This window comes from Streptomyces sp. CA-251247, from assembly GCF_050952975.1.
In the GTDB taxonomy this organism is placed as follows: Bacteria; Actinomycetota; Actinomycetes; order Streptomycetales; family Streptomycetaceae; genus Streptomyces; species Streptomyces achmelvichensis.
On record NZ_CP191861.1, the window covers coordinates 5,104,204 to 5,129,290 of the forward strand.

Sequence of the window (25,087 nt, forward strand, 5' to 3'; positions counted from 1 at the left end):
CGAATGATTCTTTGCCGGACGACCGAGCGTGCCGAGACCCTTGTCCTGCCATTTACCCGTTAGTAGCGTTCGCGCTGTCGTACGTACTTCCGGTAACTGAGGGTTGGGGGCGCCGTGATGCGCAGAACGGTGGCCGTGGTGGCCGCGGCTGTACTGCTGATGGAGGCCGTGGGCTTCGTCGTCGTCAACGGCATCCTCGCCACGTTCGTGGACGGTCAGGACATGTCCCTCGCGGGGATGGACCCGGACGCGATGGTCACCGGCACCTGGGCGATGGGCATCGTGTTCGGCCTCTACCTGGCGGCCTGCGCCGTCGTCGCCCTGCTGGCCGGGGTGCGCGACCGAGCGCCGGGGCGCTTCGGCCGCATCCTGCTGATCACCGCGGCGGTGACGCACGGCGTGCTCGGTGCGCTGACCGTGGGTCTGGTGGGCTGGTCCGCCTTCGCGTTCATGATGGTCGTGCTCGCGCTGATCGTGCTGGTGCTGGTCTCCTTCGGCAGGGAGCGCACACCGCGTGACGCGCAGCCGGCGCCGCAGGCCGGGCCGGCGCCGACGAACGGTGCCGCGCCGGCCTGACACCGGCCGGCGGATCTGTCAGGACCGGCGGGATCCGTCAGGTCCGGCACGCCCCTGTCAGGGGGTGTCAGGCGCCGCATCCCGCGGCCGTCGCGGCAGGGCTCGGTGCGCCCGGCGATGCGGGGGCCGGCCGGTGAGGGTGCGGGGTCCGTTCAGACCCACAGGTCCGTGATCGAGTAGCCCAGTTCGGCCAGCAGGCCGCGCAGCAGCGGCAGGGACAGGCCGATGACGTTGCTGTGGTCGCCCTCGATCCCCTCGATGAACGGCGCCGAGCGGCCGTCGAGGGTGAACGCGCCCGCCACGTGCAGGGGTTCGCCGCTCGCCACGTACGCGGCGACCTCGGCGTCCGTCGGTTCGCCGAAGCGGACCGTGGTCGACGCGGTGGCGGAGGCGATCCGGCCCGTCGTGGTGTCGGTGACGCAGTGACCGGTCTGCAGTACGCCCGAGCGACCGCGCATCGCCTTCCAGCGGGCGGTGGCCTCTTCCTCGTCGACGGGTTTGCCGAGGGCCTCGCCGCCGAGTTCCAGGACCGAGTCGCAGCCGATGACCAGCGCACCGGCGGCTTCGGGGCGCGCGGCGACGACGGCCGCCTTGGCCTCGGCGAGTACGAGGGCGAGTTCGGCGGGGGTCGGGGCGCTCAGGGCGTCCTCGTCGACACCGCTGACGATCACCTCGGGCGCGAGTCCGGCCTGGCGCAGCAGATTCAGCCGGGCGGGGGAGGCGGAGGCCAGAACAAGGCGGGGGGCTTGGACGGTCATGGCGCCATCGTAGGCGGCGCTCAGTGCAGGCCGACCACAAACATCGCAAGCACCATGGCCAACGCCAGCACCAGACCGACGCGGCGCATCATCGCCTGGGTCTGGCGCAGTTCCTCGGGGGGCTCGTTCTTCGGGTCGGACCACAGCATGCTTCCGATCCTGCGGCCGGAGGGTCCTTCGGCGCCTGAGTACAGGTACTCAACGGTCTGGGTACGGGCGGACCCACCGCGATAGTCCGCCCCGGCCCCCGGGACCATAAATGGGTCCACCGTTCCATTAAGGCCCTCCATGGTGCTACCGTTCCCGTATCGCTTAATGGAGCTCTCGACCCATTAGGGCTCGCGATCGGGAAGGAGCACCGCCATGCACCGGTATCTGTACCGTGCCGTCACCCGGCTCGGCGCCGTCGCCGTGGGACTCGGCCTCGTCGCCGGCACGGACGCCCGGGCCGCGGCGCCCACCCGCGACGACACCCGCCACCATCCCTGGACCGCGGCCTGGGCCGCCTCGCCGCAGGCCCCCAGCACCGGCTTCACCCCGAACTGGTCCCAGGAGGGCTTCTCCCGGCAGACCGTCCGCCAGGTCGTCCGTGTCACCGAGGGGGGCGACCGGATCAGAATCCGGCTGTCCAACGCGTACGGCACCTCCCCGCTGCGCCTCACGGGTGCCACCGTCGCCCGCGCCGGCGAAGGCGCCGCTCTGCGACCGGGCTCCGTACGGGCCCTCACCTTCGGCGGAAGCCGCTCGGTCTCGATTCCCGCGCACGGTGAACTGCGCAGCGACGCGGCCCGGTTGCCGCTGACATCGCTGGAGCCGGTCACCGTGACGCTGTACTTCGCCGGCACCACCGGGCCCGCGACCTTCCACGCCCAGGGCTGGACCGACACCTACCGCGCCGCCGGGGACCGCCGCGCGGACACGTCGGGCGCACGCTTCACCGAGGTCACGCAGTCCTGGTACTACCTCTCCGGCGTCGAGGTGGCAGGCGACGCCCGGCCCGACCACGGCGGCGGCATCGTGCTCTTCGGCGACTCCATCACCGACGGCTTCGGGTCCACGCCGGGCGCCGACCGGCGCTGGTCCGACGCCCTCGCCGAACGCGTCGGCCGGCCCGTCCTCAACGCGGGCATCGGCGGCAATCTCGTCCTCAACGACTCCGCCTGGTACGGCGAGCGGGCCACCGCGCGCTTCCGCCGGGACGCCCTCGACCAGCCCGGCGTCTCCACCGTCGTCCTGCTCCAGGGCCTGAACGACATCGGCTTCAGCGAGGCGGAGGACCAGCCCACCTACAAGCCCGCCCCGGTCGTGCCGGCGGCCGAGCTGATCGCCGGGTACCGCGAGCTGATACGGCAGGCCCACGCCCGCGGGGTGGAGGTCGTGGGCGCGACGCTGCTGCCGCTGAAGGGCTCCGACCACTGGGGGCCGCACTCGGCCCGGGTCAGCGACGAGGTCAACCACTGGATCCGTACGTCGGGGGAGTTCGACGCCGTCGTCGATCTCGACCGGGCGCTGGCCGATCCGGCGGACCCGGACCGGCTCGCCCCTGCCTACGACCACGGGGACGCGCTGCATCCCAACGACGCCGGCTACCTCCGCATGGCGGCGGAGGCAGCCGGGGTGCTGTCACGGTCCCGGTGAGCCGGGAGCCCCGGTCAGACCGGCCAGAAGGTGCGGGCCCACGCCCGCGGGCCGGGCAGCGGACGGCGGCTGCGGGCGATCCTCGCCGGGTCCGACCACTGCTCGGCCGGCGCCACGGCACCCTCCGGCGCGGAGGCCGTCGCCGCGGCGCGGGCCCGGACCACCGCCAGGGCGGCGGCCAGCTCCTCGGGGGTCGGGTTTCCTCGTACGACCTTGATCATCGTCAGGTCCCTTCCTAGAGGGGGATGTTGCCGTGCTTCTTCGGCGGGAGGTTTTCCCGCTTGGTGCGCAGTTGACGCAGTCCCTTCACGATCTGTGACCGGGTGTCCGACGGCATGACCACGGCGTCGATGTAGCCGCGCTCGGCCGCCGTGTAGGGGTTGAGCAGTGCGTCCTCGTACTCCTCGATCAGCCGGGCGCGGGTGGCCTCCTGGGCCGCCTCGTCGCCGGCGGCCGCGATCGTGCGGCGGTGCAGGATGTTCACCGCGCCCTGCGCGCCCATCACCGCGATCTGCGCGGTCGGCCAGGCGAGGTTCAGGTCGGCGCCCAGGTGCTTGGAGCCCATGACGTCGTACGCGCCGCCGAACGCCTTCCGCGTGATCACCGTGATCAGCGGGACGGTGGCCTCCGCGTACGCGTAGATCAGCTTGGCGCCGCGGCGGATGATGCCGCCGTACTCCTGGTCGACACCGGGCAGGAAGCCGGGGACGTCGACGAAGGTCAGCACCGGCACGTTGAACGCGTCGCAGGTGCGCACGAAGCGCGCGGCCTTCTCGGAGGCGTTGATGTCGAGGCAGCCGGCGAACTGCATCGGCTGGTTCGCGACGATGCCCACCGGGAAGCCCTCGACCCGTCCGAACCCGGTGAGGATGTTCGGCGCGAACATCGCCTGGGTCTCCAGGAACTCGCCCTCGTCCAGCACGTGTTCGATGACGGTGTGCATGTCGTACGGCTGGTTCGCCGAGTCCGGGATCAGGGTGTCGAGCTCGCGGTCCTCGTCGTTCGTCGCGAGATCGGCCTCCTCGGGGAAGGCCGGCGGCTCGGAGAGGTTGTTGGACGGCAGGTACGACAGGAGGGACTTGACGTACTCGATGGCGTCCTTCTCGTCACCCGCCATGTGGTGCGCGACGCCGGAGGTGCTGTTGTGCGTACGGGCGCCGCCGAGGGCCTCGAAGCCGACGTCCTCACCGGTCACGGTCTTGATGACGTCCGGGCCGGTGATGAACATGTGCGAGGTCTGGTCGACCATCACCGTGAAGTCGGTGATCGCGGGGGAGTACACCGCACCGCCCGCGCACGGTCCGACGACCAGCGAGATCTGCGGGATCACGCCGGAGGCATGGGTGTTGCGGCGGAAGATCTCGCCGTACATGCCGAGCGCGCTGACGCCCTCCTGGATACGGGCGCCGCCGGAGTCGTTGATCCCGATGACCGGGCAGCCGGTCTTCAGGGCGAAGTCCATGACCTTGATGATCTTCTGGCCGTAGACCTCGCCGAGTGCACCGCCGAAGACGGTGAAGTCCTGCGAGAACACGGCGACCGGGCGGCCGTCGACCGTGCCGTAACCGGTGACGACTCCGTCACCGTACGGACGGGTCTCCTCCAGGCCGAAACTGGTGGAGCGGTGCCGCGCGAACTCGTCGAACTCCACGAACGAATCCTCGTCCAGCAGCAGATCGACACGCTCACGGGCCGTCAACTTGCCCTTGGCATGCTGCTTTTCCACCGCGCGGGCGGAGCCGGCGTGCGTCGCCTCCTCGATGCGGCGCTGCAGATCCGCGATCTTTCCCGCGGTGGTGTGGCTGCTGGGACTGCTGGAGCTGGCGATCTGTTCCGGCTCGGACATCGGGATGCGGCTCCCTGGCTGATCACGGGGTCGTTGGCTACTGACTCGTAGCGTATCGGCGTGGATACCGTTCGGCAGTGCGTCGTTTACCACACCTAACCTGGCTTGCATGACGTCTGAGAATGCGCCCGGGAGCCGCTGGTCCGACCTGGACCGGCCGCCGCTGAACGCCTCCGCGCTGCGCCGCGCCCTGCTGCAGCCGGGCGGGCTGTGGACCTCGTTCGACATCGTGCCCGCCACCGGGTCGACCAACTCCGATCTCGCGGCGAAAGCGGGCTCCGTGCAGGAAGGGGCCGTGCTCGTCGCCGAGGAGCAGACCGCCGGGAGGGGCCGCCTGGACCGCAGCTGGACCGCGCCCGCCCGCTCGGGGCTCTTCCTTTCCGTGCTGCTGCGCCCCGGCCCTCAGGTGCCCGTGGAGCGCTACGGATGGCTCCCGCTGCTCACCGGAGTCGCCGTCGCGACGGGGCTCAGCCGGGCCGCCGGGGTGGACATGTCCCTCAAGTGGCCCAACGACCTCCTGGTGACTGTGGGTGGCGAGGAACGCAAGACCGGCGGGATCCTCGCGGAGCGTGCCGGCGACGGCGGTGTGGTGATCGGCATGGGGATCAATGTCACACTCCGTGAGGACGAGCTGCCCGTGCCGTCGGCGGGCTCCCTCGCGCTGGCGAACGCCGTCTCCACCGACCGCGACCCGCTGCTGCGGGCCGTCCTGCGCTCCCTGGAGCAGTGGTACGGCAAGTGGCGCGAGGCGGGCGGCGACGCGGGCCTCTCGGGGGTGCAGGAGGCGTACGCGGCGGGCTGCGCGACGCTGGGCCGCAGGGTCCGTGCCGAGCTTCCCGGGGACCGGTCGGTGACCGGCGAGGCCATCGCCCTGGACGGCGCCGGACGGCTTGTTCTGGCCACGGGCGACGGCACCCGGGAGACGGTCGGTGCGGGCGACATCGTGCACCTGCGGCCGGCCGGCTGAGCCGGTGCGTCGCGCCGCTGAACCAGCCGGGCCACTCGGACGTGAGCCAGGGCACACCTGCCGTATCGTTGAGGCGATCGAGCGACAGATCGGCAGGACAGTGCGCAGGGAACGGGCAGGAGGCGGCTGGTGACCGTCGACGACACCACTTCCGGCGCGGACGATTCCGGCTCCGGTTCCGAGTCCGGGGGGTCCGGGCCGGGCGATTTCGAGTCAGATTCCCCCGAGTCCGCAGCCGGGGGCGACAACGCGGCATCCGGCAGTTCCGGGGCAGTGCATCCCACGCCCCACCACGCCGTCGACCACACGGTCGAGCCGACCGACGATCCCCTCGCCATCCGGCTGGAACAGCTGATCCTCGGTGCCGAACGGCGCTACACCCCTTTCCAGGCGGCGCGTACCGCGGGCGTCTCCATGGAGCTCGCCTCCCGCTTCTGGCGAGCCATGGGCTTCGCGGACATCGGCCAGGCCAAGGCGCTCACGGAGGCGGACGTTCTCGCGCTTCGCCGGCTCGCCGGTCTCGTCGAGGCCGGCCTGCTGAGCGAGCCGATGGCGGTCCAGGTGGCACGCTCCACCGGCCAGACCACCGCCCGGCTGGCCGAATGGCAGATCGATTCCTTTCTGGAGGGCCTCACCGAGCCTCCCGAGCCCGGGATGACGCGGACGGAAGTCACGTATCCCCTGGTGGAGCTGCTCCTGCCGGAGCTGGAGGAGTTCCTGATCTACGTCTGGCGACGACAGCTGGCCGCGGCCACCGGACGGGTCGTCCAGGCCGCGGACGACGAGGAGATGGTCGACCGCAGGCTCGCGGTCGGCTTCGCGGACCTCGTCGGCTTCACCCGGCTGACGCGACGGCTGGAGGAAGAGGAACTGGGCGAGCTGGTCGAGGCGTTCGAGACCACGTCCGCCGACCTGGTGGCCGCCCACGGCGGCCGGCTGATCAAGACGCTGGGTGACGAGGTCCTCTACGCGGCCGATGAAGCCGGCACGGCCGCGGAGATCGCCCTGCGGCTCATCGAGACGATGACCCACGACGAGTCGATGCCGGCGCTGCGCGTCGGCATCGCTTTCGGCACGGTCACCACGCGGATGGGCGATGTCTTCGGCACCACGGTCAATCTGGCGAGCCGGCTCACCTCGATAGCGCCGAAGGACGCCGTACTGGTGGACGGGGCGTTCGCGGAGGAGCTGGTGCGCACCGGCGAGGCGCCGGCCTCGGAGGCCGAGGCCGCGGAGGAGGCGGCGAAGGCCGAGAAGGAGGGCCGGGAGCCGCTGTCGTACCGTTTCGCGCTCCAGCCGATGTGGCAGCGCCCGGTCCGTGGTCTGGGCGTCGTCGAGCCCTGGCTGCTCTCCCGTCGCCGGCAGTGAGCCCCTCCCGGGCCCGGGGCCCCGGGCCCCGCACGGCCGGAGATGCCGCGGGCCTATGATCCGGTGAACCGTCGTTAACCGGGAGGGTCCTCATGTCCGAGTCCGAGCAGCGGTTCGGAGAATTCGTTCTCGTCCGCACGCACCAGCACGTCGCCGAGCTCGTCCTCGACCGCCCCAAGGCCATGAACGCCGTCTCCACCGAGATGGCGCGCTCGCTCGCCGCCGCCTGTGAGGCCCTCGCCGCCGACCGGGACGTCCGCGTCACCGTCGTCACCTCCTCGAACGACCGCGCCTTCTGCGTCGGCGCCGACCTCAAGGAGCGCAACTCCTTCTCGGACGCCGAGCTGGTCCGGCAGCGGCCGACCGCCCGGGCCGCCTACACCGGAGTGCTGGAACTGCCGATGCCCACGGTCGCCGCGGTGCACGGATACGCGCTCGGCGGAGGGTTCGAGCTGGCTCTGGCCTGCGATCTGATCGTCGCCGACGCGACCGCGGTCGTGGGGCTGCCCGAGGTATCCGTGGGCGTCATCCCCGGCGGCGGCGGTACGCAGCTGCTGCCGCGCCGGGTGGGGGCCGCCCGCGCCGCCGAGCTGGTGTTCTCCGCACGGCGTGTAGAGGCGGCGGAGGCCCGGGAGTTGGGCCTCGTCGACCAGCTCGCGGAGGACGCCCGCACCGAGGCGCTCGCCCTCGCCGCCCGGATCGCCGCGAACTCGCCGGTGGGACTGCGCGCCGCCAAGCGGGCCCTGCGTCTCGGGCAGGGACTCGATCTGCGCGCCGGACTGGAGGTCGAGGACGCGGCCTGGCGCTCGGTCGCCTTCTCCGGGGACCGGGCCGAGGGCGTCGCCGCCTTCAACGAGAAGCGGAAGCCGCAGTGGCCCGGCGAGTGACCCGGAGAACCTCGGCCCACTCCAACAGATCAAATCCTCCCAAACCTCCCTAAGCTGGGGTGATGGCTGAGGATCGGCGGTTGCGAGCGGTGGTGGCGCTGGCGCAGGCGATGGCTGCCGCGCACACCCCGCGCGAGTCGTGGCGTGCGGCGGCGCTGGGTGCGTGTTCCGCGCTGGCGGGCTCCTTCGCGGCGCTGTCCGTGTGGGAGCGGGAGCTCGGGCGGCTCAGGGTGCTCGTGAACGCGGGTGAACGGGCCGCCGGCGAGGAGGAGTTCCCCGAGTCGGAGACCTATCCCGTCAACCGCTTCCCCGAGATCACGGAGTTCCTGCACGAGCAGTGGGCCGGCGGCGGTGAGCCGGACGCCTGGGTGGAGACCGTGGACGGCCCGGCGACGCCGGAGCACGGCTACTGCCATCAGAGGGTGGCCGCCCTGCGCCGGCGCCGACGGGGCTGCTGTGTCGTGGCGCCGATAGTGCTGCACGGCCGGGCCTGGGGCGAGCTCTATGTCGCCCGTCCGATCGGCGTCGCCGTCTTCGACCGTCACGACGCCGACTTCGCGACCGTCCTCGCCTCCGTGATCGCCGCCGGGATCGCCCAGACCGAGCGGCTCGAAGAGGTCCGCCGCCTCGCCTTCACCGACCCGCTGACCGGTCTCGCCAACCGCCGTGCGGTCGACACCCGCCTCGATGAGGCCCTGGAGCGTCACCGCGAGGACGGTTCCGTCGTCAGCCTGGTGGTGTGTGACCTGAACGGACTCAAGCGGGTCAACGACACGCACGGCCACGCGGTCGGCGACCGGCTGCTGGAACGATTCGGTTCGGTCCTGTCACTGTGCGGCGCCATGCTGCCCGGTGCGCTCGCGGCCCGGCTCGGCGGCGACGAGTTCTGCCTCGTCACGGTCGGCCCGTCGTCCGACGAGGTGGTCCGCGTGGCCGACGAACTCTGCGTCCGCGCGGCCGAGTTGGAGCTCGGTGAGGGGGTGGCGTGCGGGGTCGCTTCGACGGGTGACCCGATCGGGCACGTCCGCTCGGGCCGCCGGCTGTTCCGGCTGGCGGACGCGGCCCAGTACCGGGCGAAGGCGGCCCGCTCGCCGAAGCCGGTGGTCGCGGGCCGCGACGGCACGGTGCTGCGCCTGGCGGACGCCCCGCCGCGCTCGCACCAGGACCGCCGCCGCTTCCGGGGGGTGCGTCCGGAGGAGGTCGAGGAGCCCTGGAGCGAGCCGTAGGTCCTCGCCGGTGCAGGCGTGCGGTCCGGCTGGTGTGCGCGCGGTGCGGGCGGGGCGTGGAGGCGTAAGGGGCCCACCCGCCCACCAGTAGTGACAGGTTGCGATTCAATCCGTACGCTGCTGAATATGGATATGCATACCGTCGTGGTGGGGACGTCCGGTACCACCGCCGATGACGTCGTCGCCGTGGCCCGCCTGGGCGCCCGTATCGAGATCTCCGCCGAGGCACAGGCCGCCCTCGCCGCCGCCCGCGCCGTCGTGGACACCCTGGCCGCCAAGCCCGAGCCCGTCTACGGGGTCTCCACCGGCTTCGGCGCACTCGCCAGCCGGCACATCAGCCACGAACTCCGTGCCCAGCTCCAGCGCAACATCGTGCGCTCGCACGCCGCCGGCATGGGCCCGCGCGTCGAGCGCGAGGTCGTTCGCGCGCTGATGTTCCTGCGGCTGAAGACCGTCTGCTCCGGGCACACCGGCGTACGCCCCGAGGTCGCCCAGACCATGGCGGACGTGCTGAACGCCGGAATCACGCCCGTCGTGCACGAGTACGGCTCCCTCGGCTGCTCCGGCGACCTCGCGCCGCTGTCCCACTGCGCCCTGACCCTCATGGGCGAGGGCGACGCGGAAGGCCCCGACGGCGTGCTGCGCCCCGCGGGCGAGCTGCTCGCCGAGCACGGCATCGCACCCGTCGAGCTCCGCGAGAAGGAGGGCCTCGCCCTCCTGAACGGCACCGACGGCATGCTGGGCATGCTGGTCATGGCACTCGCCGACCTCCAGCGCCTCTACACCTCGGCCGACATCACCGCCGCGCTCTCGCTGGAGGCGCTCCTCGGCACCGACAAGGTGCTCGCCCCCGAGCTGCACGCCATCCGCCCGCACCCGGGCCAGGGCGTCTCCGCCGCCAACATGAGCGCCGTGCTCAAGGGCTCCGGACTCGTCGGCCACTTCCAGCACGACGAGGCGCCCCGGGTCCAGGACGCCTACTCCGTGCGCTGCGCCCCGCAGGTCGCGGGCGCCGGGCGGGACACGCTCGCGCACGCCCGCCTGGTCGCCGAACGCGAACTCGCCTCCGCCGTCGACAACCCGGTCGTCCTGCCCGACGGCCGCGTGGAGTCCAACGGCAACTTCCACGGCGCGCCCGTGGCGTACGTCCTCGACTTCCTGGCCATCGTCGCCGCGGACCTCGGCTCCATCGCCGAGCGCCGCACCGACCGGCTGCTCGACAAGAACCGCAGCCACGGGCTGCCGCCGTTCCTCGCCGACGACGCCGGCGTGGACTCGGGCCTGATGATCGCCCAGTACACGCAGGCCGCCCTGGTCAGCGAGATGAAGCGGCTCGCGGTCCCCGCGTCCGCCGACTCGATCCCGTCCTCCGCGATGCAGGAGGACCATGTGTCCATGGGCTGGTCGGCGGCGCGCAAGCTGCGCACCACGGTCGGCAACCTGAACCGGATCATCGCGGTCGAGCTCTACGCGGCCGCCCGCGGTATCGAGCTGCGGCACGGTCTGACCCCCGCGCCCGCCTCACAGGCCGCCATCGAGGCGCTGCGCGCGGCGGGTGTGCAGGGGCCCGGGCCGGATCGTTTCCTCGCCCCCGACCTGGAGGCGGCGGACACCTTCGTCCGCGACGGCGGGCTCATCGCCGCCGTGGAACCGGTGACGGGTCCGCTGGCCTGACCACGAGCCCGGTACGAGGCTCACGGTGACCCGGGGCGGGTGCCCCGGGTCACCCGGCTTTCACAGCGCGGTTGTTGCGCCGGTCGCACCGGTGGCGCTCCGGCGTATGGAGTAGGTCACGAAGCCCACGCCGAGCCCCAGGAACGTCGTGCCGCCGATGATGTACGGCGTGGTGTCGAAGGTGCCCGTGTCGGCGAGTTTCAGGTCCTGGGACGTCGCCGCCGCACCGGTCTGCTGTCTGTCCACGCCCTCCCGCTCGGCAGTGGCATTCGCTGACGGAACGAACCACAGCGCACAGAGCAGAGTCCCAGCGGCAGTGGCGGTCAGAAGCGGTCGACGTGCGACGGACACGGACTCGATCCCCCTTGAGGCATCCTCGAATTGGCCGGTGCGCTGATGCTAGTGAAAGCAGCGGGTCGTGGGAAAGCCGGGCAGCCGGGAGCCCTACTCTCCGTCGTATGACCACTTCTGAGACATCACGGTATGTGCGCCTGCGGGTGGAATTGGTGCTGGAGATCGGGGAACCCGCATCGCTGACCGGCGCCGCGCTGGAACGGATCGCCTCGGACGAGTACATGCCCGAGGAGGAGCGCGCCCACGCGGAGTCGGCGGTGCGCGAGGACGAGGCCGAGGCCGTCGCGTATCTCGTGGACCCGTTCGACCTGGTCGGCGACGTCCCCGGCGTCGAACTGGCGCAGGCGTCCTGGACCAGCGAGCAGATCGACTACGACCCCGATGCCGAGGAGTGGGACCTCGACGAGGAAGATGGAGAGTACGACGCCGCTGACGAAGATGCCGACGCCGCCGAGGAATCGGACGACGTGGACGCCGGCGGCGGACGCCCGTAGCCTGCTGGACCGGCAGTTTTCCGGACCGGCCGTTCAGGGCCCCGGTTCCACGGGCCGGGGCCCGGCCGGATGCATGCCGCGGGACTGCAACCGGCCACCGCGGCGGCTGCGTCGATGAGTGGTGTTCCCCACATCGGTTGGGGATGTGGAACCGGGTAACCCGGAATGGGTGTTTTCCCCAATAGTGCGATCAGGCGATCCGGCAACGATGGAGAAGCGTGTGATGACGGACAGCAAGCGGCGCAAGGCCCTCACGGTCGCGTCCGCGGTGCTCGGCGGCGTTCTGGTGCTGTCGGCATGTAGCGGCGACGGCGACAAGGGCGGTAGCGCCGAGGGCTCGAAGAAGTCGCAGGCCCAGGTCGACGAGGCGGCCGCGAAGGACGCCTCCAAGGCCCGAATAGCCATCTCCCCGAAGAACGGCGCGACGAACGCCGGCATCAACGACGACGCCAAGGTCACCGTCAGCGACGGCACGCTGACGCAGGTCACGATGACCACCGCCGACGGCGCCGCCGTGAAGGGCACGCTCGCCCCCGACGGCAAGAGCTGGAAGCCGGACGATCAGCTCGAGCGCTCCACCACGTACAAGATCTCCGCCTCCGCCAAGGACTCCGAGGGCATGGAGGCCCACGAGAACTCCTCCTTCACCACGGTCTCGCCCGACAACAGCTTCATCGGCAACTTCACGCCGGAGGACGGTTCCACCGTCGGCGTCGGCATGCCGGTGTCGATCAACTTCAACAAGGCGATCACCGACAAGAAGGCCGTGCAGGCCGGTATCACCGTGGAGTCGAGCAGCGGCCAGGAGGTCGTCGGTCACTGGTTCAACGGCCAGCGTCTGGACTTCCGGCCGGACCAGTACTGGCAGGAGGGCTCGACCGTCACGCTGAAGCTGAACCTCGACGGAGTCGAGGGCGCCGACGGAGTCTTCGGCGTCCAGCAGAAGACGGTCACCTTCAAGATCGGCCGCAACCAGGTCTCCACCGTCGACGCCGCGACGAAGACGATGACGATCACCCAGGACGGCAAGACCGTCAAGACGATCCCGATCTCCGCCGGTTCCACCGAGAACCCCACGTACAACGGTCAGATGGTGATCTCCGAGAAGTTCAAGGAGACCCGGATGAACGGCGCGACCGTCGGCTTCACGGACGACGACGGCAAGGGCGAGTACGACATCAAGAACGTCCCGCACGCCATGCGGCTGTCCACGTCGGGCACCTTCATCCACGGCAACTACTGGGGCGCCGACTCGATCTTCGGCAGCGCCAACACCAGCCACGGCTGCGTCGGCCTGAACGACGTGGAGGGCGCGGGCGACCCGAACCAGCCCGCCGCGTGGCTGTACGACAACTCGATCGTCGGTGACATCGTGATCGTCAAGAACTCCAAGGACAAGACGATCAAGCCCGACAACGGCCTCAACGGCTGGAACATGAGCTGGGCGGAGTGGCAGGCCGGCTCCGCGGCCTGATCCGGCCGGCCTCCGGGCCGTACAGCGGAAGGCGGGTCACCCCTCGGGGGTGACCCGCCTTCGGCGTGTGACGGGGTCCGGCCAGGGGGACGCTAGGCGCCCGCCGCGGGCCCCGGCCGCAGCCGCGCGTCGTCCTCCTCGCCGTCGACGCCCCATCCCGCCAGCAGCCGCAGCGACTCGGCCGACCGCGTGCCCGGCTCCGCGTGGTAGGTGACCAGCGACAGATCGTGATCGTCCGGCAGCCGCAGCGTCTCGTACGACAGCGTCATCTCGCCGACCAGCGGATGGTGGATCCGCTTCACGCCGTGGCCCTTGTCCTGGACCGTGTGCGCGGCCCAGAGCCGCCGGAACTCCTCGCTCTTGACCGAGAGATCACCGATCAGCTCCGGCAGCTGCGGATCGTCCGCCGAGCATCCCGCGTACATCCGCAGCACGCTCACCACCTCGGTCGCCTTGCACTCCCAGTCCATGTACAGATCGGTGGCGTTGGGGTCGAGGAAGACCATCCGGGCCATGTTGCGCTCCTTCGCGGACAGGGCCGCGAAGTCGCCGAACAGCGCACGGGCCGTGCGGTTCCAGCCCAGGATGTCCAGCCGCCGCCCCACCACGTAGGCGGGCACGCCCTCCATGGCGTCCATCAGCTGCTGGACGGACGGGCGCAGCTGCTGCGGCCTGCCCATCCGCCGGTGCTTCTTCTGCTTCGGCTTCGCGAGATGGCTGAGGTGGTCACGCTCGGCGTCCGACAGCCGCAGCGCCCGCCCGATCGCGTCCAGCACCTCGGTGGACACATTGCGCCCGTTGCCCTGTTCCAGGCGCGTGTAGTAGGCCACCGACACCCCCGCGAGCTGTGCCAGCTCCTCGCGGCGGAGCCCCGGCACCCGCCGGCGACGGCCCAGCTGCGGCAGGCCGACGTCCTCGGGCTGCAGCCGGGCGCGGCGTGAGCGGAGGAATTCGCTGAGTTCGGCGCGCTGGTCCATGCTCACCAGTATCGCGCCGCCCTTCCCACGCAGCCTGACCCTGCCAGTGGTACGCACGCCGGACGTAGGTACAACAGAGGGCTGGGTAGGTTCCGCGTACTTCGGCACAGTCGAGTCCATGACCACGACTGTTTCCGCATACGCCGCTCCCGCCGCCAAGGCGCCGCTGGAGCGGACCACCATCCCGCGCCGTCCGGTGGGCGAGCACGACGTGCTCATCGAGATCAAGTACGCGGGCATCTGCCACTCCGACATCCACCAGGCCCGTGACGGCTGGGGCGAGGGCATCTTCCCGATGGTCCCGGGGCACGAGATCGCGGGGATCGTCACCGAGACCGGTCCGGGCGTCACCAAGTTCGCCGTCGGCGACCGGGTGGGCGTCGGCTGCATGGTCGACTCCTGCCGCGAGTGCGACAACTGCAAGGCCGGACTCGAGCAGTACTGCTCCGGCGGCAACGTCGGCACGTACAACGCCCTCGACAAGACCGGCGAGCCCACCTACGGCGGCTACTCCACCCACATCGTGGTGGACGAGGCCTTCACCCTGCGCATCCCGGACGGCCTGTCGCTCGACGTCGCCGCCCCGCTGCTGTGCGCCGGCATCACCCTCTACTCGCCGCTCGCGCACTGGAAGGCCGGCCCCGGCAAGAAGGTCGCCATCGTCGGCCTCGGCGGTCTCGGCCACATGGGCGTCAAGATCGCGCACGCGCTGGGCGCCGAGGTGACCGTTCTCAGCCAGTCGCTGCGCAAGAAGGACGACGGTCTGCGCCTCGGTGCCGACCACTACTACGCGACCAGTGACGAGGCGACCTTCGAGCAGCTGGCGGGCACGTTCGACCTCGTCGTCTCGACGGTGTCGGCGCCGCTGCCGCTGGACACCTATCTCGGGCTCCTGCGGACGGACGGAGCGCTGGTGAACGTGGGCGCTCCCGAGGAGCCGGTGTCCCTCAACCTCTTCTCCGTCATCGCCGGCCGCAAGACCCTCGCGGGCTCCGGTATCGGCGGTATCCGCGAGACCCAGGAGATGCTCGACTTCTGCGCCGAGCACGGCCTCGGCGCGGAGATCGAGGTGATCGGCGCCGACCGGATCAACGAGGCCTACGAGCGGGTCCTCTCGAGCGACGTGCGCTACCGCTTCGTGATCGACGCGGCCACCATCTGAGCGTCCCGCGGCCCCCTTTCCGGGCCCCTCTCGACCCCCCGGCCCGCGGTGGATCAGGCCCCCTCCTGACCACCGCGGCCGGGGCTCCCTCGTACGGCACATCCGGCCAGTTTGACCCAACTGAACAGTTGGAGGGTCCTAGGCTCGGACCATGGCCTGGGACACCGCACGCACCCGCAGAGTCCTGCTCGCGGCGGCCGTCGACGAATTCGCCGAGTACGGCTTCGAAGGGGCGCGGATCGACCGCATCGGCGCCCGGGCGGGCGTCAACAAGGAGCGGATCTACCAGTACTTCGGCAACAAGCAACAGCTCTTCGACCATGTGCTGGACACCGAACGGGAGCGGATCGCCCGGACGGTCCCGGTCACCGGCGAACAGCTCGACGACCTCGGGGAGTACGCCGGCCGGCTGTACGACTACCACTGCGCGCGCCCGCAGTTCATCCGCCTCCTCCAGTGGGAGGGTCTCCAGGACACCGGCGGCCCGGCGCTGCGGGAGGCCGACCGTACGGAGGCTCACGGCGTGGCCGTGCGGGCGCTCGGCGACGCGCAGAAGAAGGGCACGCTCGACGCGCAGCTGGCTCCCGAGGCGCTGTTCTACGCCGTACTCGCCCTGGGCGCCTGGTGGTTCAGCGCCCCGCAGGCGGTCCGCATGATCTACGCGGAGGCGCCGGGGGAGGAGACGGAACGCGCCACTCTGGTGGGGCTGGTGCGCCGGCTCGCGGGCCAGGAGCGCTGACGACCGCCCGTTACCCGGGCCGGTGGCAGACCGCCTCCACGTTGTTGCCGTCCGGATCCCGTACGAACGCCCCGTAGTACGACGCGTGGTACTCGGGCCACACCCGCGGCTCGTGGAGCACCTCGGAGCCCGCGCCGACCGCCGCGTCGAAGAACGCGTGCACCGCCGCACGGTCGGCCGCCTCGAAGGCGATGTGCGCCTCTCGCGCCGCACCATCCGTCGTCACCGGGCCGATCCAGAACCGCGGCTGCGTCGTGCCCCAGCCGATCACCTGGCCGAACTCGAGCAGGCGGGTGCTGCCGAGGGGCGCGAGCACCCGGTCGTAGAAGGCGGCGGACGCAGCCGGGTCCGCCACCTGGAGCGAGATGTGGTCGATCATGGTCCGAGCGTGGCACAGGGCACCGGTGGCGCCCCCGACGACGAGCCGTGGCCGGCCCGCGGGATTCCGGCACCCGCCTCAGCAGTCGGATCCGGCCGAACGGGGCACCCGGTAGGGCGAGTCCAGCCGGTACTCCCCGGCCCGCGGCACGGTCAGCCGCGTCCACTCCCCCTCCTGCCGCAGACAGGCACCGCTCGCCCGCAGCCACGGCGAGTACGCCACCCGTACCGTCACCGAACCGGCGGCCGGCATCCGTACCGTCAGTGACGCGTCGTCCCCGCCCACCACCGTCGCCGGGGACGACACCAGCGGTACCGCGTCGCGCACCCGGTAGACCGTCCAGCTCTCGTCCTGCCACACCTGCTCCAGCCACGACGGCGCGCCGCGCACGAGCGCGGCCTCGTCCTCCGCCGGTCCGTCCGGGCGCCCGTGCGGCAGCACCACATAGCCGACCGCCCAGCGGTCCAGCCACTGCCGGTACGTCGCCGGATTCAGCGAACCGTCGTAGAAGAGCCGCCCGCGCTCGACGTCGAGCTGACGGTTCCAGCCGCGTGCCATATTGATGTGCGGGGCGAGCGCGGTGGCCTCGCGGTGGTTGCGGGCGGGGACGACCTCGACCCGCGTGCGGTCCGCGCCCAGCCGCTCCAGCTCGCGGACGACACCGTCCGTGTGCGCCGCCCAGGACGGGACGTCGGTGGAGATGACCAGATCGTCCTCGGTCTTGTCGATCAGCCAGTACGTGCTGAAGAAGAGCGCGACCGCGAGCACGGCGCGTGCGGGGCGCACGAGACCGCGGGCGAACTCCCCGGCCCACGCCGCCGGCCCGGACCCGGTGCCCGGGCCTTCGCCGAACCGTGTGAGCAGCGCCGCGAGCAGCACCGGAGCCGCCGCGAGGCCGAGCAGCCGCTCGACGTTCGTGCCGATCGGCGAGGCGATGAGATACGTCAGCACGACGCCGAGGCCGTACACCCCGGCGCCGCAGCGCACCACCCGCCACTCGCGGGGCGCGGCGAGAGCCACCGCGGCCGAGACGGCCAGCGGCATCCACAGCTTCTCCGTCGCCATGGGCTGCTCGCCCCGGAACGGGAACAGCAGCGTCACCACGCCCACCACCACGAACGGCGGCAGTATCAGCGCGAGGCCCTTGCGCCACTGCCGGTCCAGCAGCCAGGCCGCACCGGCCACCACGAGGAACAGTCCGGCGACGGGACTCGCCGTCGCGGCGAGCGCCGCGCACACCACGGCGACGCCCGTCCTGCGGACGTACAGCAGAGCGGGCAGACCGATCGCGACGCCCAGCGCGAACGTGGTCCGTCCCGAGGCGATGTTGCACCACAGCGCCAGCGCCCCGACCACGGCGGGCGCGAGCGGCCACCGCACCCCGGTCCGGACGAAGAGGCAGGCCAGCACCCACGTCCCGACGAGACCGGCGAGCACCGACACCGTCCGCACCCCGAGCACCGCCATCAACGGGGGCGCCAGCAGGCTGTAGTTGGCGGTGTGCGTGCCGCCGTACCAGGAGAAGTTGTACGCGGTGGCCGGGTGCCGCTCCATGAACCCGGCCCACGCCAGCTGCGCGGCCAGATCCCCGCCGCCGGTGGCGAGCCACACCGCCCACAGCGCGTACAACGGCACGGCCACGGCGGTGGCGACGAGCGGGACGCGCCACCACGGCGGCGCGTCCCGCTCATCTGCCTGTGCCGGCAAGGTCTGAGCCCGCTCACTGATCCCCACGCGCAAACCCTAATGGCGGGTCCTCGCCGGGCAGGGGGCCCGGACAGCCGTCCTCCCGGCGGCACCGGTCAGCCGACCGCGGTCAGGCGGCCCCGGGCCGCGCGACCGCGCTCACGCGACCGCGCGGCCCGACCGCAACTCCAGCCGCTCGCCCGTGAATCCGCTCCGGAACCGCCGGTCGTGCGAGACGACGACCACCGCTCCCTCGTACGCCGCGAGCGCCTCCTCCAGCTCCTCCACCAGACTCAGCGCCACATGGTTCGTGGGCTCGTCCAGGACGAGCAGATCCGCGGGGGCCGCCAGCAGCCGGGCCAGTTCGAGACGCCGCTGCTGACCCACGGACAGCGCCGCGACCGGGACCGTCAGATCCTCCTCGCGGAACAGTCCGAGACCGAGCAGCTCGGCGGCGTACTCCTCGGGGAGACCGCGCCGGCCCGCCGCGTACGCCGCCAGCAGCGTTCCGCGGGACGGTACGGCCGGCAGCTCCTGCGGCAGATAGCCGACCCGGACCCGCTCCTGACGGTGCACCGTGCCCTCGTCGGGGCGCACGTCCCCGGCCAGCACCCGCAGCAGCGTGGTCTTGCCGGCCCCGTTCGGACCGGTGACCAACAGCCGCTGCCCGGCCTCCACCCGCAGCGCGTCCACCCGCAGCCGGTCGCCGACGGCGATGCCGGTCAGCTCGGTCAGCAGCCCCTCCCGGCCGCCGCTGACCGGCCTGGCCGTGAAGCGCAACGGCTCCGGCGGCGCGGGCACCGGCTCCCTGCGCAGCCGCTCCAGCCGCACCCGTGCGGCCCTGACCTGCCCGGACAGCTTCGCCTCATGGGAACGCCGGTGCTTGCCGAAGCCCTGGCGCGGATCCTTTCCGGTGGTCGCCAGCCGCTGCCCGGCCGCCGCCACCAGTTCCTCCGTCCGGGCCACGTCCGCCAGCCACTCCTGGTGGTCGAGCTCCCGGCGGTGGCGGGCGGCGGCCTTCGCGGCCCGGTAGCCGTGCCAGCCGTCGCCGTACCGGGTCAACGCACGGGTGTCGCGGTCGACCTCGAGGATCGTGGTCGCGACGCGTTCGAGGAAGGCACGGTCGTGCGTGACGGCGACGACCGTGCCGCGGTGCGCCCGCAGCCGGTCCTCCAGCCACTGGGTGGCCTGCCGGTCGAGATGGTTCGTCGGCTCGTCGAGCAGCAGCAGTTCGGGCGCGGCGGACAGCACACAGGCGAGCGCCAGCCGCGACTGTTCCCCGCCGGAGAGCGTGCCGATCGGACGCTCCCGGGTGACATGGCTCAGCCCGAGCCCGTGCAGGGCGGCATCGACGCGGGCGTCCGCCTCGTAACCGCCGCGCTCGTCGAAGGCGGTGAGGAGGTCTCCGTACGCGGCGAGCCCGTCCTCGTCGGTCTCCGCGAGACGCTCCTCGGCATGCCGCAGCCGCCGCTCGATCTCCCGCAGCTCGGCGAGCGCGGCGTCGACGGCCTGCTGCACGGTGTGCCCGGGCCCCAGGCCGAAGGTCTGCGCCAGGGTCTGTGCGAGATGCCCGGTGCCGCCGGGCGCGCCGACGGTGATCTCCCCGGCGTCGGGCGCCTCGGCCCCGGCGATCAGCCGCAGCAGGGTGGACTTGCCGGAGCCGTTCTCCCCGATGACACCGGCGCGTTCGCCGGGACGGACGGTGAAGGACACCTGGTCGAGTACGGAGCGGTCCCCATAGGCCTTGGAGACGTCCTTCATGGTCAGTTGGGCGCGTTCGCGCATGGTCTTTCCCTGAAAATGACATGCCCGCGAAGGGGTGCGCGACGGCGCACCGCAGGGCAGGGGTGGGTTCTGCCGGACCGGGGGACGTCAGCGCGGTGCTACGACGAGCACGCGGCGTCCGTGGCCGGAATCAGAGAAAGAAGTAGTGCTTGTGCGAACCCATGCCTCCACTCTAGCCAAGGCTGTTCCGCAGGCAGGAATCATTTTCCCCGCCCCCGCGGGACCGCGGCGAAATGACCCGCCGGGGACGGGATTTCGCGCCGGGCGGAACGCTGCCGCACCCTCCGCGGCGCCCATCGCTCCTACTCTGATGTGGTGAGCAGCCACGCGCCGAACCAAGCCCGCGTCCTTCCCCTGCGTCCGCCGACGGCGGCGCCCGCAGCCCGGGAGCCGCTGTGGCGGAACATCGTCGGGGACGTCCTGCGCCGTGAGCGGCGCGCCCAGCAGCGCACGCTCAAGGACGTGGCCGACGCGGCGCGTATCTCGATGCCGTATCTCTCCGAGCTCGAACGCGGGCGCAAGGAGGCCTCGTCGGAGGTCCTCGCCGCGGCCGCGCACGCCCTCGGTCTCGGCCTGGCCGATCTTCTCGCCCTGGCCCACCGCGAACTGGCGTGGCCGGCGCGGACGCGGCACGGCAGGCCCGGGCCCGCCGCACCGGTTGTCCCTGCCGCCCCGGCTGCTCCTGCTGCTCCTGCCGCTCCCGGGCGGGCCGCCGCCGAAGGTGCCGAGGACGCGCGCGTGGCGGACGACGGCACGGCGACGACCGCGGTGGAGCTGAGCGCGCGAGCCGTACGGAGTACGGCGCTCACGCGCCCGGCCGGCGCACGGACGGCACCGCGCCAGGGCGACGTCCGCCTCGCCGCCTGACGGACGTACGCCCGGCACCGGCACCGGCACCGGCACCTGTGCCGGGCTGCCGCCGCCCGTACGAAGTCGGTGGCGGCGGCCGTCGGTTGCCGCAGGGCTCAGACCGTCACAAGCCGACGGCTGAGCACCTCGTCGGCGAGGCCGTATGCCACCGCCTCCTCCGCGGTGAAGAACTTGTCGCGGTCCATGTCCGCCCGCAGCGTCGCCGCGTCATGCGGGACATGGCGGGAGAGCACGTCCTCGACCTGCGACCGGATCCGGAGCACTTCCCTGGCCTGAAGGGCGAGGTCGGAGACCGTCCCCTGCCGGCCGCCACTGGTCGGCTGACCCAGCAGCACCCGCGCGTGTTCGAGCACGAACCGCCGGCCCGGGTCCCCGCCCGCCAGCAGCACCGCCGCGGTCGAGGCCGCCTGCCCGACACAGAACGTCGAGATCGGCGCGCGGACGAACGTCATCGTGTCGTAGATCGCCATGAGCGAAGTGAACGATCCGCCCGGCGAGTTGATGTAGATCGCGATCTCGGTGTCCGGGCTCGACGACTCGAGGTGGAGCAGCTGGGCGATGACGACGTTGGCCACACCGTCGTCGATCTCGGTGCCGAGGAAGATGATCCGCTCGGACAGCAGCCTGCTGAACACGTCGTAGGACCGCTCGCCCTGCGCGGTGCGCTCCACGACGTTCGGAATCGTGTACTGGCCCATGTCAGAGTCCCGCCCGTCGCCGTGAACCGGCCGGCCGCACGTCGTCGAGCGACTCGACGACCCGGTCGACCATGCCGTACTCCCGCGCCTGCTCGGCCGTGAACCAGCGGTCACGGTCGCCGTCGCGGGAGATCGTCTCCTCGCTCTGGCCGGTGTGCTCCGCCGTGATCCGTTCGACGGCCTTCTTGGTGTACTCCAGGTTCTCGGCCTGGATCGCGATGTCGGCAGCGGTGCCGCCGATGCCGGCGGACGGCTGGTGCATCATGATCCGCGCGTTCGGCAGGGCGAAACGCTTCCCCGCCGTGCCGACGGTGACCAGGAACTGCCCCATGCTGGCGGCGAATCCCATCGCCAGCGTCGAGACGTCGTTGGGGATCAGCCGCATCGTGTCGTAGATCGCCAGCCCGGCCGTCACCGAACCGCCCGGGCTGTTGATGTAGAGGCAGATGTCGGTCCGCGAGTCCTCCGCCGACAGGAGCAGCATCTGCGCGCAGACCCGGTTCGCCGAGACCTCGTCGACCTGGGTGCCGAGGAGGACGATGCGCTGGTTCAGGAGCTGCGCGGCCAGATGGTCGTCGAAGCGGGTGGGCGCGGTGTCACCCTCGGAGGCGCGTGGTGCGAGGGCCGGGTCACGGCCGGTGATGAGTGCTGACATCGGACCTCCTTGTGGTGGCGCGGCGACCGTCGCCGCGATCTCCACCATCGGTCCGCCCGGGCGGCAGGGTGAGGTTTCTCGGCCCGCAGCAGATTCGCCCTCGGCAGAGCGGAGGCCGGTCGCCGGATCCGTGCCCCACCGGTCAGGGCAGGATCTCCAGCCGCTCGTACTCGTGCGGCCGGTCGCCGACCCAGTCCACCCACGTGGGGTCGTCGAGCATGAGCTCCGCATCGGGCAGGCCGGCCCGCCTGAGGAACTCCAGAAGATCGCGGTCCGAGTGGGCGAGCCCCATGATCTGCTCGCGCACGGTGACCCGTCGTCCCCCGGACGGGCTGATGCGGTGCACGACGATCGGCGCGCGGCTCATACCTCCAGGCTGCGTCGCATCACGGGTCACAGCACACCGAGCTCTCGGTCGGGACGGCAGATGGGGCAGGGATCGACCTGCTCGGCGAGCGCGCGGAGCGCGGCCTCCCGGCCGACCGGCTTCGACCGGGCACCGCGCATCGCACAGCTCCCGACGTGCACATACGCGGGCGGCCGCCCTGCGCCGATGCCGTACTCGACGACCCAGTCGGGCGGAGGGGGCGCCACATGGGCATCCCGCTGGGCCCGGTCCTCCTCCTGGAGGAGCCACCGCCGCGTCTGGTCGAGCTGCTGAAGCTGCACACGCTGGAGGAACTTGAGAAGCTCCAGGCGCGACGGCGGGCGATCGTTCACATGTTCGATTCTAGGCGCGATCGGCCCTGAGGTTCCACCGCGGGGTGCGGATGCGCAGGGGTCCCAGCCCTCGGCCATCGCCACCCCGGCCGGTGTCAGAGGCCCGATGGGTGGCCCGAGAGCCAGGTGTCCTCGCTGCGCAGCCGTTCCCGCTCTGCGGTCATGGTGAGGATCCCGGGCTCACGCCTCGGCCCGGGCAACCCCGATCGGGCAGGAGACGCCCGTCCCGCCGATCCCGCAGTACCCCGCCGGGTTCTTGTCGAGATACTGCTGGTGATATCCCTCGGCCGGATAGAACGGCCGGCTCTCCGACGGCAGCAGTTCCGTCGTGATCGTGCCGTATCCCGAGCCCGTCAGCACCTTCTGGTACGCCTGGCGCGAGGCTTCCGCCGTCGCCGACTGGGTCGCGGAGTGGGTGTAGATCGCCGAGCGGTACTGGGTGCCGCGGTCGTTGCCCTGGCGGAAACCCTGGGTCGGGTTGTGGGACTCCCAGAAGACCTTCAGCAGCTGCTCGTACGAGACGACCGACGGGTCGAAGACCACGCGGACCGCTTCGGTGTGGCCGGTCAGGCCGGAGCAGGCCTCTTCGTACGTCGGGTTCGGGGTGTGACCGCCCTGGTAGCCGACGAGGGTCGTCCAGACGCCGGGGGTCTGCCAGAACGCGCGCTCGGCGCCCCAGAAACAGCCCATACCGAAGTCCGCCACTTCGAGGCCCTCGGGGTACGGGCCGAGCAGCGGGTTGCCCAGGACCGTGTGGCGGTCGGGTACGGAGAACGTCGGGTCCGGACGGCCCTTCAGGGCCTGCTCGGCGGTGGGGAGCTCGGGGACACGGCGGGACAGGAACATGCGATGGCTCCTCGGGTTCGGTACCTGAAGAACGTCATGCGCCTGGCAGCAATTCCCCCGGAAACGGAGGGCGGGACCGGCCGGGGCGGCGCCACGGCTCACCGCCTGCGGCCCCACCGGGGAACCCGTTCGACGCGCGCAGGAGCCGCTACCGCAGCAGCGTCGCCGGGCTCCCCCCGTTCGACTCGTAGCCCGCCACCGCCAGGTTCCGGTACACCGTGTACTCCGCCGCCGGGTCGCCGCTGAGCGTCCACGGGACCGCGCCCACGTGGCCGTCCACCCACACCAGTTGGTTCATCGCCTCGGCCCACCGCTCGGACCGTACGAGGAAGAGCACCAGCAGATGGCGCACGTGCGCCAGCATCGGGTCGTCCGGGCGGGCCGCGTGGACCGCGAAGAGGGCGCCCTCGACCGCCTTGCTGACCACCGCGGTCCGGTGGAAGTCCTGCACCAGGACCACATCCGGGATGTGCTCGAAGACCGCGAACAGCGGCAGCGCGGCCAGCAGCGAACCCTGGGGTGCGCGTGCCGCGGCCGTCGTCGCGAAGTGGTCGGCCTCCTCGCGGCTGCCGTGCCACTTCTCGCACCAGTAGTGCAGCGCCGCCAGATGCCCGCCCATGTGCTCCGGCGCCCGGTCGATGACCTTCAGCCACACCTGGTCGAACTGCTCGTGCGTGTAGTTCAGCCCGCGGGCGACGGCCAGTTCCGTGATGTACGGGACAGGGTCGCCCGGCGCGAGCAGAGCCGCGTCGCCGCAGACCGAACGGGCCTCCTCCAGGATGATCCGGAACTCGTCCGTCCCCGCGCTCGACGACCGCCAGGCCTGCTGCACCAGGAACTCCGCGTGCACCTGCGCCGCGCCCGCGTCCTTCGGCGACTCCGAACGCCAGGCACGCAGCCACGACCCGCCGGCGCCCGGCTTCTGCTGGAGCTCCAGGGAGGCGGCACCGGCGAACGCCTGCACGCGCTGCCAGCGCACCTCGCCCTCCTTGGGAGTGCCGGCGAGCAGCTGTGCGGCCGCCCGCCAGTCCTGGGTCGCCTGGACGACGTCGAGCACGTCCAGAAGGTCCTGGTCGGGTCCGGGGAGGCGGATGTCCAGCTCCTCCTGGCGCACGAATCCGTACGTGTCGGGGTCGGCGGCATCGGGCGAACCGGGCGCCACCTGGTGGATACCGACACGGCGGCGCCTGACGAACGGACCGATCACCGCGACCAGCAGGCCCACCGCGATCAGGAACCAGAGAATCTCCATGGGTCCATTGTCCCGGACGACGTTCGGGGCGAACCACGCGCTGCCCCTTCACAGGA

Annotated in this window: 26 protein-coding genes and 1 pseudogene; 12 read left to right on the top strand and 15 right to left on the bottom strand. The window is 71.7% G+C overall.

The window, feature by feature from the left end:
- The first annotated feature begins 117 nt into the window (after positions 1–117).
- On the top strand, positions 118–576 hold the full coding sequence (locus ACQPWZ_RS22675) for a hypothetical protein (protein WP_340474971.1): 459 nt from the start codon (positions 118–120) through the stop codon (positions 574–576).
- Between the two features lie 152 nt (positions 577–728).
- On the opposite strand, the gene ACQPWZ_RS22680 is transcribed toward ACQPWZ_RS22675, so the two are convergent.
- Together ACQPWZ_RS22680 and mmpB are read right to left on the bottom strand one after the other, a co-directional pair.
- A complete protein-coding gene (locus ACQPWZ_RS22680) occupies positions 729–1,334 on the bottom strand; it encodes a Maf family protein (protein WP_313944496.1) in 606 nt (201 codons plus the stop codon).
- 20 nt (positions 1,335–1,354) lie between these two features.
- Positions 1,355–1,483, bottom strand: a complete 129-nt coding sequence (gene mmpB, locus ACQPWZ_RS22685) for a morphogenic membrane protein MmpB (RefSeq protein ID WP_313944495.1) — start codon at positions 1,481–1,483, stop codon at positions 1,355–1,357.
- A gap of 214 nt (positions 1,484–1,697) precedes the next feature.
- Between mmpB and ACQPWZ_RS22690 the strand changes: the two genes are divergently transcribed.
- Positions 1,698–2,972, top strand: a complete 1,275-nt coding sequence (locus ACQPWZ_RS22690) for an SGNH/GDSL hydrolase family protein (RefSeq protein WP_433572250.1) — start codon at positions 1,698–1,700, stop codon at positions 2,970–2,972.
- 14 nt (positions 2,973–2,986) lie between these two features.
- Here the strand turns inward: ACQPWZ_RS22690 and ACQPWZ_RS22695 are convergent, their stop codons facing one another.
- Positions 2,987–3,193 carry an acyl-CoA carboxylase epsilon subunit gene (locus tag ACQPWZ_RS22695; protein ID WP_313944493.1) on the bottom strand — a complete coding sequence of 69 codons (207 nt, stop codon included), beginning with the start codon at positions 3,191–3,193 and terminating at the stop codon, positions 2,987–2,989.
- Between the two features lie 14 nt (positions 3,194–3,207).
- On the bottom strand, positions 3,208–4,818 hold the full coding sequence (locus ACQPWZ_RS22700) for an acyl-CoA carboxylase subunit beta (RefSeq protein WP_340474973.1): 1,611 nt from the start codon (positions 4,816–4,818) through the stop codon (positions 3,208–3,210).
- A gap of 109 nt (positions 4,819–4,927) precedes the next feature.
- Between ACQPWZ_RS22700 and ACQPWZ_RS22705 the strand changes: the two genes are divergently transcribed.
- From ACQPWZ_RS22705 to hutH, 5 genes are all read left to right on the top strand, one after another.
- A complete protein-coding gene (locus ACQPWZ_RS22705; RefSeq protein WP_340474974.1) occupies positions 4,928–5,785 on the top strand; it encodes a biotin--[acetyl-CoA-carboxylase] ligase in 858 nt (285 codons plus the stop codon).
- A 273-nt stretch (positions 5,786–6,058) separates the two neighbouring features.
- Entirely contained in the window at positions 6,059–7,153 is a 1,095-nt protein-coding gene (locus tag ACQPWZ_RS22710) for an adenylate/guanylate cyclase domain-containing protein (RefSeq protein ID WP_340477975.1), read from the top strand.
- Between the two features lie 92 nt (positions 7,154–7,245).
- On the top strand, positions 7,246–8,040 hold the full coding sequence (locus ACQPWZ_RS22715; RefSeq protein ID WP_433572251.1) for an enoyl-CoA hydratase/isomerase family protein: 795 nt from the start codon (positions 7,246–7,248) through the stop codon (positions 8,038–8,040).
- A 62-nt stretch (positions 8,041–8,102) separates the two neighbouring features.
- Positions 8,103–9,266: a GGDEF domain-containing protein gene (locus ACQPWZ_RS22720; protein WP_340474975.1), complete on the top strand. Its 1,164-nt coding sequence runs from the start codon at positions 8,103–8,105 to the stop codon at positions 9,264–9,266.
- Positions 9,267–9,398: 132 nt separating this feature from the next.
- Positions 9,399–10,940, top strand: coding sequence for a histidine ammonia-lyase (gene hutH / locus ACQPWZ_RS22725; protein ID WP_340477977.1), 1,542 nt, complete (start codon positions 9,399–9,401; stop codon positions 10,938–10,940).
- 60 nt (positions 10,941–11,000) lie between these two features.
- Here hutH and ACQPWZ_RS22730 read toward each other — a convergent pair whose 3' ends face one another.
- Positions 11,001–11,291: a hypothetical protein gene (locus tag ACQPWZ_RS22730; protein WP_313944487.1), complete on the bottom strand. Its 291-nt coding sequence runs from the start codon at positions 11,289–11,291 to the stop codon at positions 11,001–11,003.
- A gap of 107 nt (positions 11,292–11,398) precedes the next feature.
- Between ACQPWZ_RS22730 and ACQPWZ_RS22735 the strand changes: the two genes are divergently transcribed.
- Positions 11,399–11,788: a hypothetical protein gene (locus ACQPWZ_RS22735; RefSeq protein WP_340474976.1), complete on the top strand. Its 390-nt coding sequence runs from the start codon at positions 11,399–11,401 to the stop codon at positions 11,786–11,788.
- Between the two features lie 208 nt (positions 11,789–11,996).
- Positions 11,997–13,262 (top strand): L,D-transpeptidase, encoded by a 1,266-nt coding sequence (locus tag ACQPWZ_RS22740; protein WP_356701319.1) that lies wholly within the window; start codon positions 11,997–11,999, stop codon positions 13,260–13,262.
- A gap of 92 nt (positions 13,263–13,354) precedes the next feature.
- On the opposite strand, the gene ACQPWZ_RS22745 is transcribed toward ACQPWZ_RS22740, so the two are convergent.
- On the bottom strand, positions 13,355–14,239 hold the full coding sequence (locus tag ACQPWZ_RS22745; RefSeq protein WP_340474978.1) for a helix-turn-helix transcriptional regulator: 885 nt from the start codon (positions 14,237–14,239) through the stop codon (positions 13,355–13,357).
- Between the two features lie 118 nt (positions 14,240–14,357).
- Between ACQPWZ_RS22745 and ACQPWZ_RS22750 the strand changes: the two genes are divergently transcribed.
- The gene (locus ACQPWZ_RS22750; protein ID WP_340474979.1) at positions 14,358–15,401 is read left to right on the top strand and encodes an NAD(P)-dependent alcohol dehydrogenase; all 1,044 of its coding nucleotides are present in this window, start codon (positions 14,358–14,360) and stop codon (positions 15,399–15,401) included.
- A 151-nt stretch (positions 15,402–15,552) separates the two neighbouring features.
- The gene (locus ACQPWZ_RS22755) at positions 15,553–16,140 is read left to right on the top strand and encodes a TetR family transcriptional regulator (RefSeq protein ID WP_356701322.1); all 588 of its coding nucleotides are present in this window, start codon (positions 15,553–15,555) and stop codon (positions 16,138–16,140) included.
- Between the two features lie 10 nt (positions 16,141–16,150).
- Here the strand turns inward: ACQPWZ_RS22755 and ACQPWZ_RS22760 are convergent, their stop codons facing one another.
- The 3 genes from ACQPWZ_RS22760 to abc-f all read right to left on the bottom strand — a co-directional run bounded on the left by ACQPWZ_RS22760 (position 16,151) and on the right by abc-f (position 19,990).
- Positions 16,151–16,519 (bottom strand): VOC family protein, encoded by a 369-nt coding sequence (locus tag ACQPWZ_RS22760; RefSeq protein ID WP_340474981.1) that lies wholly within the window; start codon positions 16,517–16,519, stop codon positions 16,151–16,153.
- A 78-nt stretch (positions 16,520–16,597) separates the two neighbouring features.
- Positions 16,598–18,226, bottom strand: coding sequence for a hypothetical protein (locus ACQPWZ_RS22765; protein ID WP_433573852.1), 1,629 nt, complete (start codon positions 18,224–18,226; stop codon positions 16,598–16,600).
- A 138-nt stretch (positions 18,227–18,364) separates the two neighbouring features.
- Positions 18,365–19,990: a ribosomal protection-like ABC-F family protein gene (abc-f, locus tag ACQPWZ_RS22770; protein WP_433572252.1), complete on the bottom strand. Its 1,626-nt coding sequence runs from the start codon at positions 19,988–19,990 to the stop codon at positions 18,365–18,367.
- A 315-nt stretch (positions 19,991–20,305) separates the two neighbouring features.
- Between abc-f and ACQPWZ_RS22775 the strand changes: the two are divergent.
- Positions 20,306–20,635 (top strand): annotated as a pseudogene (locus ACQPWZ_RS22775) (helix-turn-helix domain-containing protein); the annotation flags it as partial.
- A gap of 320 nt (positions 20,636–20,955) precedes the next feature.
- Here the strand turns inward: ACQPWZ_RS22775 and ACQPWZ_RS22780 are convergent.
- The 6 genes from ACQPWZ_RS22780 to ACQPWZ_RS22805 all read right to left on the bottom strand — a co-directional run bounded on the left by ACQPWZ_RS22780 (position 20,956) and on the right by ACQPWZ_RS22805 (position 25,031).
- A complete protein-coding gene (locus ACQPWZ_RS22780) occupies positions 20,956–21,558 on the bottom strand; it encodes a ClpP family protease (protein WP_327680942.1) in 603 nt (200 codons plus the stop codon).
- A 1-nt stretch (position 21,559) separates the two neighbouring features.
- Positions 21,560–22,213 carry a ClpP family protease gene (locus tag ACQPWZ_RS22785; RefSeq protein WP_356701329.1) on the bottom strand — a complete coding sequence of 218 codons (654 nt, stop codon included), beginning with the start codon at positions 22,211–22,213 and terminating at the stop codon, positions 21,560–21,562.
- Between the two features lie 142 nt (positions 22,214–22,355).
- Complete coding sequence (locus tag ACQPWZ_RS22790; protein ID WP_327680938.1) at positions 22,356–22,580, bottom strand: hypothetical protein; 225 nt, start codon at positions 22,578–22,580, stop codon at positions 22,356–22,358.
- 26 nt (positions 22,581–22,606) lie between these two features.
- Positions 22,607–22,933: a DUF6233 domain-containing protein gene (locus tag ACQPWZ_RS22795; RefSeq protein WP_340474985.1), complete on the bottom strand. Its 327-nt coding sequence runs from the start codon at positions 22,931–22,933 to the stop codon at positions 22,607–22,609.
- Positions 22,934–23,113: 180 nt separating this feature from the next.
- Entirely contained in the window at positions 23,114–23,779 is a 666-nt protein-coding gene (gene msrA / locus ACQPWZ_RS22800; RefSeq protein ID WP_433572253.1) for a peptide-methionine (S)-S-oxide reductase MsrA, read from the bottom strand.
- 148 nt (positions 23,780–23,927) lie between these two features.
- The gene (locus tag ACQPWZ_RS22805) at positions 23,928–25,031 is read right to left on the bottom strand and encodes a hypothetical protein (RefSeq protein ID WP_356701333.1); all 1,104 of its coding nucleotides are present in this window, start codon (positions 25,029–25,031) and stop codon (positions 23,928–23,930) included.
- Between the last annotated feature and the right edge of the window lie 56 nt (positions 25,032–25,087).

What these genes read in the sequence shown, in the direction of transcription:
- mmpB (WP_313944495.1), bottom strand. Translation starts at nt 1,483, where the DNA reads ATGCTGTGGTCCGACCCGAAGAACGAGCCCCCCGAGGAACTGCGCCAG.
- ACQPWZ_RS22690 (WP_433572250.1), top strand. Translation starts at nt 1,698, where the DNA reads ATGCACCGGTATCTGTACCGTGCCGTCACCCGGCTCGGCGCCGTCGCC.
- ACQPWZ_RS22700 (WP_340474973.1), bottom strand. Translation starts at nt 4,818, where the DNA reads ATGTCCGAGCCGGAACAGATCGCCAGCTCCAGCAGTCCCAGCAGCCAC.
- ACQPWZ_RS22785 (WP_356701329.1), bottom strand. Translation starts at nt 22,213, where the DNA reads ATGTCAGCACTCATCACCGGCCGTGACCCGGCCCTCGCACCACGCGCC.
- ACQPWZ_RS22675 (WP_340474971.1), top strand. Translation starts at nt 118, where the DNA reads ATGCGCAGAACGGTGGCCGTGGTGGCCGCGGCTGTACTGCTGATGGAG.
- ACQPWZ_RS22745 (WP_340474978.1), bottom strand. Translation starts at nt 14,239, where the DNA reads ATGGACCAGCGCGCCGAACTCAGCGAATTCCTCCGCTCACGCCGCGCC.
- hutH (WP_340477977.1), top strand. Translation starts at nt 9,399, where the DNA reads ATGCATACCGTCGTGGTGGGGACGTCCGGTACCACCGCCGATGACGTC.
- ACQPWZ_RS22755 (WP_356701322.1), top strand. Translation starts at nt 15,553, where the DNA reads ATGGCCTGGGACACCGCACGCACCCGCAGAGTCCTGCTCGCGGCGGCC.
- ACQPWZ_RS22720 (WP_340474975.1), top strand. Translation starts at nt 8,103, where the DNA reads ATGGCTGAGGATCGGCGGTTGCGAGCGGTGGTGGCGCTGGCGCAGGCG.
- ACQPWZ_RS22705 (WP_340474974.1), top strand. Translation starts at nt 4,928, where the DNA reads ATGACGTCTGAGAATGCGCCCGGGAGCCGCTGGTCCGACCTGGACCGG.
- ACQPWZ_RS22805 (WP_356701333.1), bottom strand. Translation starts at nt 25,031, where the DNA reads ATGGAGATTCTCTGGTTCCTGATCGCGGTGGGCCTGCTGGTCGCGGTG.
- abc-f (WP_433572252.1), bottom strand. Translation starts at nt 19,990, where the DNA reads ATGCGCGAACGCGCCCAACTGACCATGAAGGACGTCTCCAAGGCCTAT.
- ACQPWZ_RS22780 (WP_327680942.1), bottom strand. Translation starts at nt 21,558, where the DNA reads ATGGGCCAGTACACGATTCCGAACGTCGTGGAGCGCACCGCGCAGGGC.
- ACQPWZ_RS22760 (WP_340474981.1), bottom strand. Translation starts at nt 16,519, where the DNA reads ATGATCGACCACATCTCGCTCCAGGTGGCGGACCCGGCTGCGTCCGCC.
- ACQPWZ_RS22740 (WP_356701319.1), top strand. Translation starts at nt 11,997, where the DNA reads ATGGAGAAGCGTGTGATGACGGACAGCAAGCGGCGCAAGGCCCTCACG.
- ACQPWZ_RS22735 (WP_340474976.1), top strand. Translation starts at nt 11,399, where the DNA reads ATGACCACTTCTGAGACATCACGGTATGTGCGCCTGCGGGTGGAATTG.
- msrA (WP_433572253.1), bottom strand. Translation starts at nt 23,779, where the DNA reads ATGTTCCTGTCCCGCCGTGTCCCCGAGCTCCCCACCGCCGAGCAGGCC.
- ACQPWZ_RS22750 (WP_340474979.1), top strand. Translation starts at nt 14,358, where the DNA reads ATGACCACGACTGTTTCCGCATACGCCGCTCCCGCCGCCAAGGCGCCG.
- ACQPWZ_RS22790 (WP_327680938.1), bottom strand. Translation starts at nt 22,580, where the DNA reads ATGAGCCGCGCGCCGATCGTCGTGCACCGCATCAGCCCGTCCGGGGGA.
- ACQPWZ_RS22680 (WP_313944496.1), bottom strand. Translation starts at nt 1,334, where the DNA reads ATGACCGTCCAAGCCCCCCGCCTTGTTCTGGCCTCCGCCTCCCCCGCC.
- ACQPWZ_RS22715 (WP_433572251.1), top strand. Translation starts at nt 7,246, where the DNA reads ATGTCCGAGTCCGAGCAGCGGTTCGGAGAATTCGTTCTCGTCCGCACG.
- ACQPWZ_RS22695 (WP_313944493.1), bottom strand. Translation starts at nt 3,193, where the DNA reads ATGATCAAGGTCGTACGAGGAAACCCGACCCCCGAGGAGCTGGCCGCC.